At 66.0% G+C, this 18,178-nt stretch carries 16 protein-coding genes and 1 pseudogene; 8 read left to right on the plus strand and 9 right to left on the minus strand.

The annotated features are described in order from the left end of the window. The first annotated feature begins 165 nt into the window (after positions 1–165). Both MBENS4_RS01215 and MBENS4_RS01220 read left to right on the plus strand, forming a co-directional pair. Entirely contained in the window at positions 166–741 is a 576-nt protein-coding gene (locus MBENS4_RS01215; RefSeq protein WP_039391502.1) for a TMEM165/GDT1 family protein, read from the plus strand. Positions 742–811: 70 nt separating this feature from the next. Next, the gene (locus MBENS4_RS01220; protein ID WP_039388179.1) at positions 812–1,276 is read left to right on the plus strand and encodes a pyridoxamine 5'-phosphate oxidase family protein; all 465 of its coding nucleotides are present in this window, start codon (positions 812–814) and stop codon (positions 1,274–1,276) included. 32 nt (positions 1,277–1,308) lie between these two features. Here the strand turns inward: MBENS4_RS01220 and MBENS4_RS01225 are convergent, their stop codons facing one another. Continuing rightward, positions 1,309–1,983 carry a response regulator transcription factor gene (locus MBENS4_RS01225; RefSeq protein WP_039388180.1) on the minus strand — a complete coding sequence of 225 codons (675 nt, stop codon included), beginning with the start codon at positions 1,981–1,983 and terminating at the stop codon, positions 1,309–1,311. A gap of 193 nt (positions 1,984–2,176) precedes the next feature. Here MBENS4_RS01225 and MBENS4_RS01230 point away from each other — a divergent pair, with 193 nt between their 5' ends. Together MBENS4_RS01230 and MBENS4_RS01235 are read left to right on the plus strand one after the other, a co-directional pair. Then, positions 2,177–3,106, plus strand: a complete 930-nt coding sequence (locus tag MBENS4_RS01230) for a UDP-2,3-diacylglucosamine diphosphatase (RefSeq protein WP_052321921.1) — start codon at positions 2,177–2,179, stop codon at positions 3,104–3,106. After that, complete coding sequence (locus MBENS4_RS01235; RefSeq protein ID WP_039388181.1) at positions 3,103–4,176, plus strand: glycosyltransferase family 4 protein; 1,074 nt, start codon at positions 3,103–3,105, stop codon at positions 4,174–4,176. The genes MBENS4_RS01230 and MBENS4_RS01235 overlap by 4 nt, the downstream gene beginning before the upstream one ends. A 78-nt stretch (positions 4,177–4,254) precedes the next feature. Here the strand turns inward: MBENS4_RS01235 and phoB are convergent, their stop codons facing one another. From phoB to MBENS4_RS01275, 8 genes are all read right to left on the minus strand, one after another. Then, on the minus strand, positions 4,255–4,941 hold the full coding sequence (gene phoB / locus MBENS4_RS01240; protein WP_039388183.1) for a phosphate regulon transcriptional regulator PhoB: 687 nt from the start codon (positions 4,939–4,941) through the stop codon (positions 4,255–4,257). A 61-nt stretch (positions 4,942–5,002) separates the two neighbouring features. Continuing rightward, positions 5,003–5,698: a phosphate signaling complex protein PhoU gene (gene phoU, locus MBENS4_RS01245; RefSeq protein ID WP_039388184.1), complete on the minus strand. Its 696-nt coding sequence runs from the start codon at positions 5,696–5,698 to the stop codon at positions 5,003–5,005. 57 nt (positions 5,699–5,755) lie between these two features. Then, positions 5,756–6,517, minus strand: a complete 762-nt coding sequence (gene pstB, locus MBENS4_RS01250) for a phosphate ABC transporter ATP-binding protein PstB (RefSeq protein WP_039388185.1) — start codon at positions 6,515–6,517, stop codon at positions 5,756–5,758. Between the two features lie 4 nt (positions 6,518–6,521). Next, positions 6,522–7,409: a phosphate ABC transporter permease PstA gene (gene pstA, locus MBENS4_RS01255; RefSeq protein WP_039388187.1), complete on the minus strand. Its 888-nt coding sequence runs from the start codon at positions 7,407–7,409 to the stop codon at positions 6,522–6,524. Further along, a complete protein-coding gene (gene pstC, locus MBENS4_RS01260) occupies positions 7,402–8,775 on the minus strand; it encodes a phosphate ABC transporter permease subunit PstC (RefSeq protein ID WP_039388188.1) in 1,374 nt (457 codons plus the stop codon). Before pstC ends, pstA begins: the two co-directional genes overlap by 8 nt. Positions 8,776–8,794: 19 nt before the next feature. Next, complete coding sequence (locus MBENS4_RS01265; protein WP_039388189.1) at positions 8,795–9,841, minus strand: substrate-binding domain-containing protein; 1,047 nt, start codon at positions 9,839–9,841, stop codon at positions 8,795–8,797. A gap of 326 nt (positions 9,842–10,167) precedes the next feature. Next, positions 10,168–11,607, minus strand: coding sequence for an OprO/OprP family phosphate-selective porin (locus MBENS4_RS01270; protein ID WP_052321922.1), 1,440 nt, complete (start codon positions 11,605–11,607; stop codon positions 10,168–10,170). 152 nt (positions 11,608–11,759) lie between these two features. Further along, complete coding sequence (locus tag MBENS4_RS01275; protein ID WP_239026356.1) at positions 11,760–12,770, minus strand: sensor histidine kinase; 1,011 nt, start codon at positions 12,768–12,770, stop codon at positions 11,760–11,762. Positions 12,771–13,107: 337 nt separating this feature from the next. Between MBENS4_RS01275 and zwf the strand changes: the two are divergent. The 4 genes and pseudogenes from zwf to eda all read left to right on the plus strand — a co-directional run bounded on the left by zwf (position 13,108) and on the right by eda (position 18,174). Then, a pseudogene (zwf, locus tag MBENS4_RS01285) lies at positions 13,108–14,549 on the plus strand (glucose-6-phosphate dehydrogenase). 117 nt (positions 14,550–14,666) lie between these two features. After that, positions 14,667–16,496: a phosphogluconate dehydratase gene (edd, locus tag MBENS4_RS01290; protein ID WP_039388193.1), complete on the plus strand. Its 1,830-nt coding sequence runs from the start codon at positions 14,667–14,669 to the stop codon at positions 16,494–16,496. Positions 16,497–16,567: 71 nt separating this feature from the next. Then, positions 16,568–17,548: a glucokinase gene (locus tag MBENS4_RS01295; RefSeq protein WP_039388195.1), complete on the plus strand. Its 981-nt coding sequence runs from the start codon at positions 16,568–16,570 to the stop codon at positions 17,546–17,548. Further along, complete coding sequence (eda, locus tag MBENS4_RS01300) at positions 17,548–18,174, plus strand: bifunctional 4-hydroxy-2-oxoglutarate aldolase/2-dehydro-3-deoxy-phosphogluconate aldolase (RefSeq protein WP_039388198.1); 627 nt, start codon at positions 17,548–17,550, stop codon at positions 18,172–18,174. The genes MBENS4_RS01295 and eda overlap by 1 nt, the downstream gene beginning before the upstream one ends. The last annotated feature ends 4 nt before the right edge of the window (positions 18,175–18,178 follow it).

Here is an 18,178-nt window from a genome sequence, read left to right on the forward strand (position 1 = left end):
GCCGAGAGGCCATGGCGCACAGGAGATCGCGCGGAAATGGTCCAGGGACCGTCCCAGCGCGCTTCGGGCAAGACCAGAGACGCCGGACGCCATCGCCTGGCCGGGCGGGGGCCGATGGCCTCTTTGCGTTCAATGCCCGCCCGGCCCTGATGGAAATTCGACATGATGGAAGCCTTTCTCACCTCGAGCGCGGTCGTTGCGCTCGCCGAAGTCGGCGACAAGACGCAACTCCTTGCGATCGTGCTCGCCACCCGCTTCAAGAAGCCCTGGCCGATCGTCGCCGGCATTTTCGTCGCGACCCTTGCCAACCACTTCCTCGCAGCGCTCGTCGGCGAACAGGCGGCGGCCTTCCTCGACGGTCTATGGTTCCGCTACCTGGTCGCCGCCAGCTTCATCGTCATGGGCCTGTGGACCCTCATCCCCGACAAGTTCGACGAGGACGACGAGCCCAAGCCGGGCCGCTTCGGGCCGTTCCTGGCGACCGTGATCGCGTTCTTCCTGGTCGAGATGGGCGACAAGACCCAGATCGCGACCGTGGCGCTCGCCGCCCGCTTCGAGAGTGTCATCCCGGTCATGCTGGGCACGACGCTGGGCATGATGATCGCCAATGCGCCGGCCGTATTCCTTGGCAATGCGCTCATCGAACGCGTCCCCATGCGCGTGGTCCACATGATCGCGGCGCTGCTGTTCGTGGCAATCGGCCTGTGGCTGCTCGTCCAGACCGCGGGCTGGCTCGGCTGATCTTTCCTGCCGGAACGCATGGCGTCTCCCTCGCGTTGAGGTTCCAAACACCAACACGAGGAGACACGCCATGGACGACAAGGTTCAGCACACCTTCTGGAAGGCCTTTGCCGACAGCCCCTTCATCATGATGAAGCTGTCCGATGCGCCCGGCCACGCCGAGCCGATGACGGCGATGCTCGACAAGGATGCGACCCATTCGATCTGGTTCTTCGCCCGCCGCTCCAACCGCATCGCGGGCGGCGGCCAGGCGATGGGCCAGGTCATGACCAAGGGCCACGACGTCTTCGCCTGTCTGTCGGGCACCCTCACCGAAGATACCAGCGTCACGCGCCGGGGCGACCTCTGGAACAACGCGGTCGAGGCCTGGTTTCCCGAAGGCAAGGACGATCCCGACGTCGTCCTGCTGCGCTTCGACATTGCAGATGGCGAAGTGTGGACCGCCGACATGGGCCTGAAGCAGGTCTACAAGCTCATCACCGGCAAGCCGATCCACGCGAAGGACGCGGGTGAGCACGCGATGGGCGCAGTCTGACAGCCTGAAATGCGCGTGACGGCGCGGCCCGCTCAGGCCGCGTCGAACACGTAACCGAGCGAGCGCACGGTGCGTAGCGGATTGCCTGCCCCCACGCCCTTGAGCGCGCGGCGCAGGCGCCCGATCCACACGTCCACGGTGCGCTCGTCGACCGGCGGCTCCTGCTTGCCCAGCGCCGCGATCAGCTGCGCGCGGGTAAAGACCCGCCCCGGATGCTCGATGAAGTAGCGCAGGAGACGCAGCTCGTTGGGCATGAGCGAAATGGGCTTGCCCTGCCAGCGCGCCTGGAAGGCGGCGACATCGACGGTCAGGTCCCCCTGGGCCACAGTGCGGATCCCGGTGGCGTCATGTTCGCTGACATTGGCCCCCAGCACGCGGTCAAGCAGCGCGTTGCGCACGAGCGGGCCGACCATGTAGTCATCCGCCCCCATGCGCAGCGCGCGCTTGCGATCCTCGACATTGTCCTCTTCGAGCACCATTGTCACATGCGCATGCGCGGTCAGCGCATCGGCGCGCAGGCGGCGGCACAGCTCCAGACCCGACATTTCGGGGAGCACCCAGTCCACGAAGACCCACAAGGCGCCCTCGATCAGCGGCAATTCGCAATAATCTGTCCAGCGGTGCAGCACCACGTCGAAGTCGTCGTGGCGAAACGGCGCGTAGCCGCCCGAGAGTTCGCTGGCCAACAGGATATCAATACGCCGCATTGGCCCCTTTTCCCCTAAGGTTCCGCGGCTACTTGCAGGCGAAGTGTGACGGGCAGGTGACAAATCGGCGACGTCCGCGTGAATTTGGCACACAGGTACAGATTGTCACACAAGTGCCGCCCAACCGTCACGCCCGCGCAACGGCCTCATGGCAGTTCACAGGGACACGCTGGAGCAACCGGGGAGGCCACGCATGGCCAAGGACGTGGACGCACTTTTCGAGATGGCTGGCAAGATCCCCGAGTGGCTCGACCTGCCCGACCCCAAGGGCTTTCGCCCAAAGCGCAAGTACGAGACCATCTGGATTTCGGACGTGCATCTGGGCACGCGCGGGTGCAACGCCGACATGCTCGTCGACTTTCTCCGCTCGGTCGAGTGCCGCACGCTCTATCTGGTGGGCGACATCGTCGATGGCTGGCGCCTGCGCAAGAACTGGTACTGGCCCGATGCGCACAACGAAGTGATCCGCCGCATTCTCAAGATGGCGCATCGCGGAACCCGCGTGGTCTTCATCGCGGGCAATCACGACGAGATGCTCCGCGACTACGCCGGGCTCACCTTCGGCGGGGTCGAACTGGTCATGGAAGCGATCCACGAGACCCGGGACGGGCGGCGCCTCCTTGTCACCCACGGCGATGCCTATGACGGCGTTGTCCTTTACCACAAGTGGCTCGCCTACCTTGGCGACCAGGCTTACGGGTTGCTGCTGCGCGCGAACATCGTCTTCAACGCGGTGCGCCGCCGTCTCAAGATGCCCTATTGGTCGCTCTCGGCCTACATGAAGAAGCGCGTGAAGAACGCGGTGGCCTATATCTCCTCGTTCGAGGAAGCGGTTGCCTCCGAAGCCACCCAGCGCGGCTTTGACGGGGTTGTCTGCGGCCACATCCACTGCGCCGAGATCCGCGAATTCGGCGGCATCACCTACTACAACGACGGCGATTGGGTGGAGAGCTGCACCGCGCTGGTCGAGGATTTCACCGGCGCGATCTCGATCGTCGACTGGGTCGCCGAGACAGGCGGACGCACGGCACCTGCCGCCGCGCCGGAGCACGCGCCCCAAGGCGCCGGGCAGCCCACGCCTGCGCCCCTGCCCGCCCCTGCGGCAACCGGAGCCCTTGCATGAGACTGGCCCTAGCAACCGATGCCTGGCTGCCGCAGGTCAACGGTGTCGTCCGATCCCTGTGCGCCACACTTGAGGAATTGACGGCCCGCGGCCACAGCGTCGAGACCGTCACCCCCGACAAGTTCCTGACCGTGCCCATGCCCGGCTATGCCGAAATCCGGCTGGCGATGGCTCCGCGCTTTGGCGTGCGGCGCATGCTCGATGCCGCCCAGCCGCAGCTCGTCCACATCGCCACCGAAGGCCCCATTGGCTGGGCTGCGCGCGGCTGGTGCCTCTCACGCGGGGTGCCGTTCACCAGCGCCTTCCACACCCGCTTTCCCGAGTATGCCGCCGTGCGCACCGGCATCAGTGCCGAGCGGTTCTGGCCGATCATGCAGCGTTTCCACGCGCCGTCGAGCGGGGTCCTCGTCTCGACCCGCAGCTTCGCGCGCGAACTGGCCGGACGCGGGATCGCCAACACCATGCCCTGGAGCCGGGGGATCGACCATGACCTGTTCCGCCCGGAAGGACCGCGTCACCCGGTGATGGCCACGTTGCCGGGCCCCGTCCTTCTCAACGTCGGGCGCGTCGCACCGGAAAAGAACCTGGAAGCCTTCCTCGACGCCGACATACCGGGCAGCAAGGTTGTGGTAGGTGATGGGCCGGCTCTGGAAAGCCTCAAGCGCCGCTACCCCGACGCCCACTTCCTCGGCCCGATGCGCGGCGAGGAACTGGCAAGCGCCTATCGCGCGGCCGACGGCTTCGTCTTCCCCAGCCGTACCGACACCTTCGGCCTCGTCGTGATCGAGGCCCTCGCCTGCGGGGTGCCCGTGGCGGCTTATCCGGTAACCGGCCCGATCGATATCCTAGGCGAAGACGGGTGCGGCGTGGATCTTCCGGTCGTCTGCCCGGCGGGCGTGCTCGACACCGAACTTTCCCGCGCCATCGAGGGCGCGCTGGCGATCCCGCGCGAGGATGCCGCGACACTGGGCAGCCTCTACTCCTGGGAGCGGGCGACGGACCAGTTCCTCACCGCCATCACCCGCGCCGTCGAAGCGGCCGAGGACGGCCGCGCGCATGAAGCGGCCTGAGACGCGCCCTTTCCCGCCCCTGGCCTACGCCGTCCCTGAAATGAAAACGCCGGGAGCCTTTCGGCCCCCGGCGGATATTCAGTTGACGTCCATCGCGTAACCCGCCGCACGGACCGTGCGGATGGGATCAGCTTCGCCGTCGCGGTTGATCGCCTTGCGCAGGCGCCGGATGTGGACGTCCACCGTGCGCTCGTCGATGTCGGAGTCCATGCCCCACACCCCGTCAAGGATCTGCTGGCGCGAGACCACGCGGTTGGGACGCTCCATGAAGTAGCGCAGGAGACGAAACTCGGTGGGGCCCAGGTGCAGCGGCTCGCCGCCGCGGCGCACGCGGTGGCTCGTTGCGTCAAGCTCGATATCGCCCCACTGCAGGACGTTGCCCGCAAGGCTGGGACGCGAGCGGCGCAGCAGCGCCTCGATCCGGGCCATCAGCTCGCGCGGGGAAAAGGGCTTGGTCATGTAGTCGTCGGCGCCCGTCTTGAGGCCGCGGATCATGTCCTCTTCCTCGCCGCGCGCGGTGACCATGATGACGGGGATCTGCGCCGTTTCCTGGCTCTTGCGCAGCTGGCGGCAGACCTCGATGCCCGGGATCTGCTCGATCATCCAGTCCAGCACGATGGCGTCGGGCGCCTGCTCGCGCACCATGACGAGGGCTTCCTCGCCATCGCCCGTGCTGCGCACGTCATAGCCTTCGGCCGAAAGATTCCAGGTGAGCAGTTCGCACAAGGCGACGTCGTCTTCGACAACAAGGACCGAGGGGTTCATCGGATCTTCCCTAGCTGGGGGAGGCACCTGCCCGGCGCCCCCCGGATCAGGTTCACAAGGTTCAGGCGAAGCCGCCGGTATCGTCGGTCTGGCTGTCGCGCTCGGTGCAGTATTCGCCCGTCGCGGCGTAGTAGACCATCTCGGCCACGTTGGTCGCGTGGTCGCCGATGCGTTCGAGGTTGCGCGCGATAAACAGCATCTGCGCGGCCACGGTGATGGTGGAGGGGTTCTCCATCATGTGCGTGAGCAGCGAACGGAACAGCGTGTTGTAGAAGTGGTCGAGCTTGGCGTCGCGGCGGATGACCTCGACGGCCAGCTGCGCATCGCGCGAGCCATAGGCGTTGAGGACGTCGCGCACCATGCCTTCGGCGATCTCGGCCATGGTCGGGACCAGGGTCACGGGATCGATGTTGGCCGCCCGGTCAAGCGCGTCGATGCGCTTGGCGATGTTCTTGGCGTAGTCACCGATACGCTCGATCACGCCCGAGATCTTGAGCGCGGCGATGACGTCGCGAAGATCGTCGGCCATGGGCGCACGCAGCGCGATGGTGCGCACGGCAAGACGGTCCACCTCGGCCTCGAGCGCGTCGAGCTTTGCGTCGTTGGCCACGACCTCGCGGGCGAGTTCGTCGTCGTGCTGGGTCAGCGCCTTGATCGCGTCGCGAATGGCCACTTCGGCGAGGCCGCCCATTTCGGCGACGAGGCCGCGCAGCTGACCGATCTCGGAATCGAAGGCCTTGACGGTATGATCAACCATACGAATGTCCCTGTTGGCCCGCGCCCCTTTTGCAGGGGTCTAGCGGGACTGAAGCTATCAGCCGTAGCGGCCGGTAATGTAGTCCTTGGTGCGATCCTCACGCGGGGTCGTGAAGATCTCGCTCGTCTCGCCGTATTCGACCAGGTGGCCCAGATGGAAGAAGGCGGTGCGCTGCGACACGCGCGCGGCCTGCTGCATCGAGTGGGTCACGATGACGATGGCGTACGTGTCCTTGAGCTCGTCGATCAGCTCCTCGATGCGCGCGGTCGCGATCGGGTCGAGCGCGGAGCACGGCTCGTCCATGAGGATGACCTCGGGACTGACCGCGATGGCGCGCGCAATGCACAGGCGCTGCTGCTGGCCGCCCGAAAGCGCGGTCCCAGCATCGGAGAGGCGATCCTTCACCTCGTCCCACAGCCCCGCCTTGGTGAGCGAGCGCTCCACGATCTCGTCCATCTGCGCCTTGCCCTGGGCAAGCCCGTGGATGCGCGGCCCGTAGGCGATGTTCTCGTAGATCGACTTGGGGAACGGGTTGGGCTTCTGGAACACCATGCCCACGCGCGCGCGCAGGGCAACCGGGTCCATCGAGGCCGCGTAGATATCCTCACCATCGAGCAGGATCTCGCCCGTCACCTTCGCGCCGGCGATGGTGTCGTTCATGCGGTTGAGTGAACGCAGGAACGTGGACTTGCCGCAGCCCGAAGGGCCGATGAAGGCGGTGACGATGCCGTTGTCGATGTCGATCGAGACGTTGTCGATCGCCTTTTTCTCGCCGTAGAAGACGTCGACGTTGCGGGCAATAAGCTTGGGTTCGGTCATAATCCTACCAGCGGACCTCGAATTTGTTTCGAAGGTATATGGCCAGGCCGTTCATCGCCAGCAGGAAGACCAGCAGGACGATGATGGCAGCCGAGGTGTTCTGGACAAAGCCCTTGTCGATCTCGTCCGACCACAGGAAAATCTGCATCGGAAGCACGCTCGAAGGGTCGGTGACGCCGCCCGGAGGGGTGGCGACGAAGGCGCGCATGCCGATCATCAGCAGCGGCGCAGTTTCCCCCAGCGCGCGGGCCATGCCGATGATCGTGCCGGTGAGAATGCCCGGAAGCGCCAGCGGCAGCACGTGGTGGAAGGTCGTCTGCACCTTGCTTGCACCAATGCCGTAGGCGGCCTCGCGGATCGAGGGCGGAACGGCCTTGATCGCGTTGCGCCCGGAAATGACGATGACCGGCATCGTCATCAGCGCCAGCGTCAGGCCGCCGACCATCGGCGAGGAACGCGGCAGGTGCAGCGTGTTGATGAAGACAGCAAGGCCCAGCAGGCCGAAGATGATCGAGGGCACGGCGGCCAGGTTGTTGATCGAGACCTCGACGATGTCGATCCACTTGTTCTTGGGCGCGAATTCCTCAAGGTAGATCGCGGCGAGCACGCCCATCGGGAAGGCCAGCAGTAGCGTCACCACCATGGTCAGGAGCGAGCCCTTGGCCGCGCCCCACACACCCGCGAGATCCGGGTTGGTGGAGTCCGCGCCCGAGAGGAACGACCAGTCGAGGCCGCCCAGCCCATTCTTGAGCATGATGACAAGGAGCAGCGCCAGGAACGCGACCGAGAGGACGACGGCGCCAAGCCCCAGGGCCTTGAACCGGCGTTCGGCAGCGTGCCGCTTCGCAAGGCGCTTCTGCGCCTCGGGCGATTGCCAGGTTGGATTACTCATAAGCTTCCCGGAACCGCTTCACCACGCGCAGCGCGATGATGTTGAGGACGAGGGTGACGATGAACAGGATCAGGCCCAGCGCGAAGGCCGACAGGGTCTTGGGGCTGTTGAATTCCTGGTCGCCCGTCAGGAGCTGGACGATCTGGAAGGTGACCGTGGTCATCGAATCGAGGGGATTGGCCGAAAGGTTGGCCGCCGCGCCCGCCGCCATGACGACGATCATCGTTTCACCGATGGCGCGGCTGATTGCCAGCATGACGCCCGCAACGATGCCCGGAAGCGCAGCGGGAAGCAGCACCTTCTTGATCGTCTCGGAACGGGTCGCGCCCAGAGCCAGCGAGCCGTCGCTCATCGCGCGCGGCACGGCGGCCAGCGCGTCGTCGGCCATCGAGGACACGAAGGGAATGATCATCACGCCCATGACGAGACCGGCGGCCAGCGCGCTTTCGGTGGAGGGGTTGTGCGCGCCCATCGAAGCGGCGAAATCCCGGATCATCGGCGCCACCGTCAGCGCGGCGAAGTAGCCGTAGACGACAGTCGGGATGCCCGCGAGGATCTCCAGGATGGGCTTGAGCCACTTGCGCACGCGGCGCGAGGCGTACTGCGTGAGGTAGACCGCGCTCATCAGGCCGAGCGGAATGGCAACCGCCATGGCGATGATCGCGCCGATGTAGATCGTGCCCCAGAACAGCGGAACCGCACCGAAGTTCTCGTCGATGTCGGCGCCCATCGCGTTGCCCGGCGACCAGTGGGTGCCGGTGAGAAACGCGATCGGCGAGACGTCCTTGAAGAACAGCCCGGCCTCGAACACCAGCGAGGCGACGATGCCGAAGGTGGTCAGGATCGCCATCAGCGAGGCGAGCAGGAGCACGCCCATGACCACGCGTTCGACCTGGGTGCGCGCCTCGAAGCGCGCGCGAATGCGGGTAAAACCGTAGGCGCCGCCGGTAAAGGCGACGATCAAGACCAGCAGCGCGCCGATCAGCGAGAAGCGGGTGATGATCGCGCGCAGCGGCGCGGCAAGGGCCTGCGCCTCGGAGGCGAAGACGGCCGCGCCAGGATCGTTGGCGAGGAGGTAGGCCTGCGAGATGATCGCGCTGCGGTGCATCGCGTTGTCAGGGAGCGCAGCAGCGGCCGGATCGGCCAGCAGCGCACCTTCGACGAGACCGGGCTGGATGCCCGACCACACGGCCCAGACGACAAGCGCCGGGACCACGATCCACAGCGCCAGGTGCCAGCCATGATAGTTGGGCATCGAGTGCATCGATCCGCGCCCGTCGTAGAGGAGGCGCGCACGCCCCCTCCCCACGAACCAGCCGACGAGGCCGAGGCCCACTACGGCCAGGAGAATTCCTGTCAAAATCATGGCCGGCAGCCGGTCCTTCTTACTTCAGTTCGCTCGGGTCGAGGAGCGTGCCCTCGGCGATGACCTTCGCGTTCTTTTCGCGCACGTCATCGGGCGAGATCACCATGCCCTTCTTCTTGAGGATGCCGTCGGGGCCCCAGGCCTTGGGCCAGGCGGCGACGTAATCGGCAAGGCCCTTGATCGGGGCCATGTGCTGCTTCTTCACGTAGATGTAAAGCGGACGTGCGCCGGGATAGGAGAAGTCGGAGATCGAGGCGTAGGTCGGGGTCACCCCCGACATCGGGATGCCCTTGAGCACGTCGCCGTTCTCTTCGAGGAACGAGTAGCCGAAGATACCCACGGCCTTCGAATTCTGCGAGATCTTCTGAACGATCAGGTTGTCGTTCTCGCCCGCATCGACATAGGGGCCGTCTTCGCGGATCTGGTGGCAGGTCGCCTCGTACTTGTCCTTGTCGCTGTCCTTGAGCGCCTTGGTCGCCGCGTCGGTCTTGCAGCCCGCTTCCAGGATCAGTTCCTTGAGCGCGTCACGCGTGCCCGAGGTCGAGGGCGGACCGTAGACGAGGATGGGCATGTCGGGCAGCGCCGGGTTCACGTCCTTCCAGGTCTTGGCGGTGTTGGGCTTGCCGAACGGATTGGCGGCGAGCGCCTTGTAGATGTCGGCCGGCGTCAGCGCCATGCCCGGGCCATCCTTGGCCTCGGCAAAGGCGATGCCGTCGATGCCAACCTGGATTTCCATGATCTCGGTGACGCCGTTGGCCTTGCAGGTTTCGTATTCGGACTTCTTCATCCGGCGCGAGGCGTCCTCGACATCGGGGAAGTCGAAGCCGACGCCCTGGCAGAAGAGTTCCATGCCCGCGCCCGTGCCGGTCGATTCGATGACCGGCGACTTGCTGCCCGAGCTGCGGGCGAAGTCCTCGGCAACCGCGGTCGCGAAGGGATAGACCGTCGAGGAGCCGACGGCGGTCACGTAGTCGCGCGCGCCCGAGGCGCCGCCGCCCGAGCTACCGCAGGCGCTGAGCGCGAACACCGAAGCCGCGGCGAGGACGAGAGAACTGATGGATCGCATGAAGATATCCCTTGGTCTGGACGTGCCGACGCCCCTATTGGCCTTGAATGACACTTCCATGACGAAAGCATGACATTCTTCGGCGGGGCCCGGAATAGGTCGTGTCAGGTTCGGTCTAAGTTGGTCTTCCGCGCAGGCGGCCAGCCCCTCCTGGGCTGGCCATCCCGCTGCGGGTCTAGGGCGTGCCCCGAAGCGATGCAAGCTGCACCGGGCGCGCAAAGGTCGGGATTTCCTCCTCCTTTTGGACAGGAAAACCCGCAAGGTCAGGACCCGGGAGGCGCAGGCGGTGCTGATCGCTCCTGCGCCTCCCGTTTGTCAGTACAGGATCAGAAGTCGACCTGCGCGCGCATCGCGATCACATCCACCCCGTAGGAACGGCTGCCGTCCGCGGTCTGATAGAACGCATCGGTGTAATCGAGGCGCGCGTAGTTGAGCATGAGGCGGGTGTAGTCGGTCTGTGTCCAGATCAGCGAAGCCTCATAGCCCTTCTGGCTGCCGCCCACGATCCCCGCATCGGTGAGGTCGAGATAATCGTAGCGCAAGTTCACCTGGAGCGCCCCGAAGCCGCCCTCGCCCACCGGACGCGCGGGCTTCACGCGGTCGAAGGTGCCGTGCTTGTAGCCGCGGGTATCCCCCTTGGTGAGGAAGTAGCCCACTTCGATGGCCCCACCGAAGAAGGTCGGATCGGCGTCGCCCACCGGGCGCGAAACGTGCTGCCAGTGGCCTTCCGCGCTCGCGTGGAAGCGCCCGGCGATGACCGCACTCTCCAGACCATAGCCAATCTCGGCGTCGGCCGAGAAGAGCCCGGTGTTGATGTAGCGGGTCGAGGTGAAGTGTTCGAAGGGACGCTGGCGGTAGCGCACGGCCGAGCCCTGCTCGGGCAGCTTGGCGTAGTGGTACGAACCACCCAGGTGCACCTGGGCCGAGCCGATCTTCGGGGCATAGACGACGCGCGTGTCCACGCTGAAGTTCTTGTTGGGCGTATCCTCGGCATTGTCCGAGAAGATGCCGCCCTGTAGCAGCAGGTCGCCGGTGCTGTACTGGGCCGAGATGCCGATGCGGCGCTCGAAGTTGAAGGCGTCGGTATAGGCCGCGCGTTCGATGAACGAGGTGTTGAGGCTGCTCGAGAGCTCTTCCAGCCCCTGGAAGGTGTTGTGCTGGCCCGCGATGATCTCGAGCCCGCCGTCCTCGTAGCTGACGTAGGCGTCGGTGAAGTTGGCCGCGCCGGGAGCGAACTCGGTCTCGAACTTGTAGCCAAAGCCGCCCGGTATCTTGCCGGTCACGCGCAGACGCGCGCGGCGCACTTCGCTGCCGAAGCCGTCGCTCGGCCCCAGACTGTCAGGCGCATCGATGTAGCCCGCATCGAGGTTGAGGCGTCCGCCCAGCTTGAAAGCCCAGCCATCTGAGGTCGTGACCTCGGGACCGCCCTTGAACTTGATCTTCACGTCGGGCGAGGCCGCCTTGGCGGGGGCCGCTGCGGAGGCTACCGCAGGAGCAGGACTTGCCGGGGCGCTGGCCGCGAGCGCAGGCGCCGAAGCCGCGGCAGGAACGGCCGCTGGCACAGCGGGCGCTTGCGCCACCTGGGCTTCCAGATCCGCGATACGTGCGGCCATGCGGGCCATCTGCGCGCGCATCTCCGCAAGTTCGCGCGCGACGGCGCTATCCGCACCTGCCTGTGCGCCATCCGCGGCATAGGCATCGATTGGGGCACCACCAGCCAGCACGAGTGCTACGGCCGCTGCCGAAATTCCAAGAACTGAACGCAACCCGAGACCTCATTTTCTAACGTCGATGTGTCTGTCCGGCGACGCCACTATGACCAGCAAATGTCACTTTGATGACACGATCCAGCAACAGAGGGGCGAACGCCGAAGCAACGACGCGTTCAAATGCTCAAGTGCTTGTCTTCGTACTTAAATCAATTTTCGCGCAGCGGCAGCATCAGCGACGCGGTCGTGCCCGCGCCAGGACGGCTGTCGATATCGAATCGGCCACGATGACGCTCGACGATGTGCTTGACGATGGAAAGTCCGAGTCCGGTGCCGCCTGCCGCACGGCTGCGGCTGTTGTCGGCGCGGTAGAAACGCTCGGTCACGCGGGGCAGGTGTTCGGGCGCAATGCCCTCACCCTCGTCGCGCACCATGACCAGCACCCAGCCGGTGCGCGCGACCTCCACCGAAAGGTGCACGGTGCCGTCCGCCTTGCCGTACTTGAGCGCGTTGTCGATGAGATTGCGCAGGACCTGCAGCAATTGACCCTTGTCCCCCGCGATCACCGCGTGTTCTGCGTTGACGACCAGCTCGATCGTGGCGCTGCTCCGGAATTCCCCGGCAACTTCCTGGGCGAGCTGGACCATGTCGACGCTGTCCGAAGGGACCTCGTGCTTGACCGCCTCGATGCGCGAGAGCGACATGAGGTCCGAGATCAGCGCCTGCATGCGCTGCGCCTCGTGGCGGATCGTGCCAAGGAAGCGTTCGCGCAGTTCCTCGTTGCCGCCCGCCTTGGGGTTCATCAGTGTTTCGACGTAGCCGATCACGTTGGCGAGCGGCGTGCGCAGCTCGTGACTGGCGTTGGCAACGAAGTCCGCATGCGACTTGGCCACGCTCACTCGCTCGGAAAGGTCATAAAGGCTGACGATCCGGTCACCGCCGGGCAGCACCTTGCAATCCACTTCCCACACGCTACCCCCGGTGGAAAGCCCCGAGATCCGGGCCGTACCGCCTGTTTCGCTGAGGATCGCGGCGACCGCCTTGGGGTCGCGGATCGCAATGCGCACGTCCTGCCCGACGATGTGCGCGCCCAACAGGTCCTTCGCCGCCGAATTGGCAAAGCGCACCTGCCCGCGCGCAACCATGACCGCCGGTGTCTGGAGATGCTCCAGCAGATCCACCCCTTCGATGACCATCAATCGCGTATCCTCAATCTTCATCCACCAGCTTCCCGCCCCTGCCCCAAGGGCTTTCCCGCTTCAGGCTCTCACCCCCCGAACAGCGCTGCAGCGGAAACTCCGTCATGCAACGCCGCCACACGATCAGCAAGCCTTGCTAGAGGCGCAAGACGACAGTCCTGTGGCAAGCGGCAAGGCCGTGCGATGCATCTTGCACATCTGCGCCCCGCGTGGGGTGCAAGCTGCATTCAAAACGGAGCAACTGCCTAGCGGATGACATATACCCTTGATATGCTGCGCCCGCGTGGTCCAAAGAGGCCGTGACACAAGATTCACGATGGCCGGGAGGAGGAGCTCGGCCTCAGGTGGAAAGGCTTACGTGACCAAATTCACTTCCGATCGACTCCTCCTGTTCGGCGCGACGGGCGACCTTTCGCGTCGAATGCTTCTGCCCTCGCTCTGCGCGCTGGATGCCGAAGGGCTGCTCGATCCCGATATCCAGATCATCGCCACCGCGCGCTCCGAGATGGACGACCAGGCGTTTCGCAACTTCGCGCGCGAATCGCTGGAGCAGTTCCTCGCGCCCGAACGCCGCGGCGGCATGGCGACCTTTCTCAACCGCCTGTTCTACCAGCAACTCGATGCGAACGACCCGGAAGGGTACAAGGCGCTCGCGGCCAAGGTGGGCGAGCCCAAGCAGGGCCTCTCGATCTTTCTTTCGACCGCGCCCAGCCTGTTCGAGCCGACGATCCGCGGCCTTGAACAGAACGGCCTGGCTGGCCCCAACGTGCGCATCGCGCTCGAGAAGCCGCTGGGCATCGACCTTGCCTCCAGCAAGGTCATCAACGATGCCGTTGCCTCGGCCTTCCCCGAGGACCGCATCTTCCGCATCGACCACTATCTGGGCAAGGAAACCGTCCAGAACCTGATCGCGCTGCGCTTTGCCAACCTCATGTTCGAGCCGCTGTGGAACGCAGCGCACATCGACCACGTCCAGATCACCGTCTCCGAGACTGTGGGCCTGGAATCACGCGTGGGGTACTACGACGATTCGGGTGCGCTGCGCGACATGGTGCAGAACCACATGCTCCAGCTCCTCGCGCTCGTCGCGATGGAGCCGCCCGTCTCCTACGAGGCAACGACGGTGCGCGATGAAAAGGTCAAGGTCCTGCGCTCGCTGCGCCAGATCAAGGCCGAGGAAACCGTCACCGGGCAGTACCGCGCAGGCGCCATCAACGGCGAAGCCGTCCCCGGCTACGACGAGGAACTGGGCAAACCGTCCGGCACCGAGACCTTCGTCGCGATCAAGGCCCACATCGACAACTGGCGCTGGCAGGGTGTGCCCTTCTACATGCGCACGGGCAAGCGCATGCCCAAGCGCACGACCGAGGTCGTCGTCCAGTTCCGCGACGTGCCCCACTCGATTTTCTCGGGACGCGGCGCGCGCACGGTGCCCAATCGCCTCGTCATTTCGCTCCAGCCGGACGAGAACATCACGCTCTCGCTCATGGCCAAGATGCCCGGGCTTGACCGTGAGGGCTTTGGCCTGCGCGCAATCCCGCTGGCCATCTCGATGCCCGACGCCTTTGCCGGACCGCAGCGGCGCATCGCTTACGAACGCCTCTGGCTCGACCTGATCGAAGGTGACCAGACCCTGTTCGTGCGCCGGACGAAGTGGAAGCCCAGTGGGAGTGGATCGACGCGATCCGCGCCACCTGGGAGGAACACCGGATCGAGCCCAAGACTTATACGGCTGGAAGCTGGGGACCGTCCGCCGCCATCGCCCTTGCCGAGCGCGACGGCGTGACCTGGCACGAATAAGGCCGGCCTGCGACCTCTCGCGGCCCTTCTTTCGGGCCGGAAACTTGAAGATTGCACGCGCACGCGCCGTCCCCCTCGGCCGGGCAGGCGGCGTGAAGCGCGATCAGGAGAATACCCATGACCCACCTCGCCCCCGTGGTAGACCGCGTCACCGACCGCATCATCGAACGTTCAAAGGAAAGCCGCGCGGCGTACCTGGAGATGGTGCGCGGCGAAGCCGGAAAGCACTCGGACCGCTCGTTCCTGTCCTGCTCGAACCTGGCCCACGGCTTTGCCGCCAGCGGCGAGGACAAGGGCGCGATCGCGGCGATGAGCACGATCAACATCGGCATCGTCACCGCCTTCAACGACATGCTCTCGGCCCACCAGCCCTATGGTCGCTACCCCGAGCAGATGAAGCTCTATGCCCGTGAAGTGGGCGCGACCGCGCAAGTCGCAGGCGGCGTGCCCGCCATGTGCGACGGCGTCACGCAAGGCTTCGATGGCATGGAGCTTTCGCTCTTCAGCCGCGACACCATCGCGCTCTCGACCGCCGTCGCGCTGTCCCACGCGATGTTCGACGGCATGACCTTGCTGGGCATCTGCGACAAGATCGTGCCCGGCCTCGTCATCGGCGCGCTGCGCTTCGGCCACCTCCCGGCCGTGTTCATCCCGTCAGGCCCCATGCCCAGCGGCATCTCCAACAAGGAGAAGCAGAAGACCCGTCAGCTCTACGCCGAGGGCAAGGTCGGCCGCGAGGAACTGCTCGCCAGCGAAAGCGCCAGCTACCACTCGGCGGGCACCTGCACCTTCTACGGCACGGCCAACTCCAACCAGATGATGATGGAGATGATGGGCCTGCACATGCCGGGCGCCGCCTTCGTGCCGCCCAACACGCCGCTGCGCCAGGCCGTCACCCGTGCCGCCACGCACCGTGTCGCCGCAATGAGCCGCAAGGGCGACGACTACCGCCCGATGGCCGAAGTCGTCGATGAAAAGGCCATCGTCAACGCCATGGTGGGCCTCCTCGCCACGGGCGGCTCGACCAACCATGCCATCCACATTCCCGCGATGGCGCGCGCGGCAGGGATCCTTGTCGACTGGCAGGACCTTTCCGAGCTGTCCTCGGCCGTTCCTCTCCTCACCCGCGTCTACCCCAACGGATCGGGCGACGTGAACCACTTCCACGCCGCGGGCGGCATGGCCTGGGTCGTGCGCGAACTGCTCGATGCTGGCCTTGCCCATGAGGACGTCCTGACCATCGCGGAAGGCGGCATGCGCGCCTACGCCACCGAACCCACGATGGACGGCGACCAGCTGACCTGGAAGCCCGCACCCGAAACCTCGGGCGATGACACCATGCTGCGCACTGTCGCAGAGCCGTTCCAGCCCGATGGCGGCATGCGCCTTGTCGAAGGCAACATCGGGCGCGCCACCTTCAAGACCAGCGCGGTCGAGAAGGAGCGCTGGACGATCGAGGCACCGGCCCGTGTCTTCGAAACCCAGGAAGCGGTCTCCGCCGCGTTCAAGGCAGGCGAGCTCGACCGCGACGTCGTCGTCGTCGTGCGTTTCCAGGGCCCGCGCGCCAACGGCATGCCCGAACTGCACAAGCTGACCCCGCCGCTCGGCATCCTGCAGGATCGTGGCTACAAGGTTGCGCTGGTAACGGACGGGCGCATGTCCGGCGCCTCGGGCAAGGTCCCCGCCGCGATCCACGTCACCCCCGAAGCGCTCGCGGATGTCGAAGGCAACTGGGGCCCGCTGGCCTACCTCCAGGATGGCGACATCGTGAAGGTCTGCGCCGAGACGGGCGAGCTTTCGACCACCGCCGATCTTGCCAGCCGCGCGCCCGCTGAAGCGCCCAAGCCCGCGATGGGCATGGGCCGCGAGCTTTTCGCCATGTTCCGCCTGTCCGCCAGCGGCGCGGAACAGGGCGGCTCGGCCATGCTCCAGGTCGCCGGCCTGTGAGCGCGGCCGGGACCATCGCACGGCCCGAAGCTGCGCCGAATAACGGCATGGCCGGGCAACCGGAGAGAGAGATGACCCAGCTTGTCTCCGTCGACATCGGCGGAACCCATGCCCGCTTTGCCATTGCCACGGTCGATGCCGATGGCGCGATCACGCTGGGTGAACCGGCAACGCTCCACACCAAGGACCACGGCAGCTTCCAGCTCGCCTGGCAGGCCTTTGCCCAGATGAACGGGGGCACGCTCCCCAAGGCCGTCTCCTTCGCGGTGGCCGGCCCGGTCGGGGGCGAGGTGATCAAGTTCACCAACAACCCCTGGATCATCCGCCCGGCCATGATCGAGGAGCGCCTCGGCGCCACCAGCTTCACCATCGTCAACGATTTCGAGGCCGTGGGCCACGCGGTCGCCTGCGCCGATGAGAGCGAATTCATCCACCTCGCAGGCCCCGACACCCCCCTGCCCCCGCGCGGAACCCTCAGCGTTCTCGGGCCGGGCACGGGCCTTGGCGTCGCCCATGTCTGGCGCGACGGCGTGAAGGGCTACCACGTCCAGGCGACCGAGGGCGGCCACATCGACTTCTCGCCGCTCGACCTCATCGACGATGCGATCCTGGCGCGGCTGCGCAAGCGCCACAACCGCGTCTCGGTCGAACGCGTGGTCTCGGGACCCGCCATCGTCGATATCTACGAGACCCTGGCCGCGATGCAGCAGACCCCACATGTCGACAAGACCGACATCGAGATCTGGACCGCGGGCACCTCCGATTCCAAGGAAGACCCGCTGGCCGCCGCTGCGGTTGACCGCTTCTGTCTTTCGCTGGGAGCGGCGGCAGGCGATTACGCCCTCGCACAGGGCGCCAGCGGCGTCGTCATCGCGGGCGGCCTTGGCTACCGCATCCGCGAGACCATCCTCAAGTCCGGCTTCTCCGAGAAGTTCTGCGCCAAGGGGCGCTTTGCCAACATGATGGCAAACCTTCCCGTCAAGCTTATCACCCATCCCCAGCCCGGCCTCTTCGGAGCCGCCGCGGCCTATGTCCGGGAGCACCTTTCCTGATGTCCGACTATGCAGCCCGCGTCGAGGCCGTAATGCGCCTCGCCCCTGTCGTTCCCGTTCTCGTGATCGAGGATGTGGCCCACGCCGTGCCGATCGCCGAGGCGCTCGTCGCCGGTGGCCTGCCGGCCCTTGAAGTGACGCTGCGCACCCCCTGCGCGCTCGACGTCATCAAGGCGATGAAGACCGTGCCCGGCGCAACTGTCGGCGCAGGTACCGTGCTCAACCCGACCGACATGGCAAAAGCGCTCGATGCGGGCGCCGAATTCCTGGTCTCGCCCGGCCTGACCCCGCAGCTTGGCGAAGCCGCGCTCAAGGCCGATGCCCCGCTGCTTCCGGGCACGTCGAACGCGACCGATGTCATGCTCGCGCTCGACATGGGTTTTGAGCGCCTCAAATTCTTCCCGGCGATGGCCGCAGGCGGCCCCCCGGCGCTGAAGGCCATTTCGGCGCCGCTCGCGGCGGCCAAGTTCTGCCCCACCGGCGGCGTTTCGCTCGCCAACGCGCCCGACTGGCTTGCCCTCGATGCGGTCATCTGCGTCGGCGGCAGCTGGATGGTGCCCAAGGGCGCGCCCGATGTCGCCAGGATCGAGGCCGATGCGCGCGAGGCCGCTGCCCTGAAGGCCTGATCCC

This window comes from Novosphingobium sp. MBES04 (genome assembly GCF_000813185.1).
Taxonomy (GTDB): Bacteria; Pseudomonadota; Alphaproteobacteria; order Sphingomonadales; family Sphingomonadaceae; genus Novosphingobium; species Novosphingobium decolorationis.

Excerpts from the sequence above, each read along its gene's own strand:
- pstA (WP_039388187.1), bottom strand. The coding sequence starts at position 7,409 with ATGAGTAATCCAACCTGGCAATCGCCCGAGGCGCAGAAGCGCCTTGCG.
- MBENS4_RS01220 (WP_039388179.1), top strand. The coding sequence starts at position 812 with ATGGACGACAAGGTTCAGCACACCTTCTGGAAGGCCTTTGCCGACAGC.
- MBENS4_RS01265 (WP_039388189.1), bottom strand. The coding sequence starts at position 9,841 with ATGCGATCCATCAGTTCTCTCGTCCTCGCCGCGGCTTCGGTGTTCGCG.
- MBENS4_RS01225 (WP_039388180.1), bottom strand. The coding sequence starts at position 1,983 with ATGCGGCGTATTGATATCCTGTTGGCCAGCGAACTCTCGGGCGGCTAC.
- phoU (WP_039388184.1), bottom strand. The coding sequence starts at position 5,698 with ATGGTTGATCATACCGTCAAGGCCTTCGATTCCGAGATCGGTCAGCTG.
- MBENS4_RS01230 (WP_052321921.1), top strand. The coding sequence starts at position 2,177 with ATGGCCAAGGACGTGGACGCACTTTTCGAGATGGCTGGCAAGATCCCC.
- MBENS4_RS01275 (WP_239026356.1), bottom strand. The coding sequence starts at position 12,770 with ATGAAGATTGAGGATACGCGATTGATGGTCATCGAAGGGGTGGATCTG.
- eda (WP_039388198.1), top strand. The coding sequence starts at position 17,548 with ATGTCCGACTATGCAGCCCGCGTCGAGGCCGTAATGCGCCTCGCCCCT.
- pstB (WP_039388185.1), bottom strand. The coding sequence starts at position 6,517 with ATGACCGAACCCAAGCTTATTGCCCGCAACGTCGACGTCTTCTACGGC.
- MBENS4_RS01215 (WP_039391502.1), top strand. The coding sequence starts at position 166 with ATGGAAGCCTTTCTCACCTCGAGCGCGGTCGTTGCGCTCGCCGAAGTC.
- phoB (WP_039388183.1), bottom strand. The coding sequence starts at position 4,941 with ATGAACCCCTCGGTCCTTGTTGTCGAAGACGACGTCGCCTTGTGCGAA.
- MBENS4_RS01295 (WP_039388195.1), top strand. The coding sequence starts at position 16,568 with ATGACCCAGCTTGTCTCCGTCGACATCGGCGGAACCCATGCCCGCTTT.
- pstC (WP_039388188.1), bottom strand. The coding sequence starts at position 8,775 with ATGATTTTGACAGGAATTCTCCTGGCCGTAGTGGGCCTCGGCCTCGTC.
- MBENS4_RS01235 (WP_039388181.1), top strand. The coding sequence starts at position 3,103 with ATGAGACTGGCCCTAGCAACCGATGCCTGGCTGCCGCAGGTCAACGGT.
- edd (WP_039388193.1), top strand. The coding sequence starts at position 14,667 with ATGACCCACCTCGCCCCCGTGGTAGACCGCGTCACCGACCGCATCATC.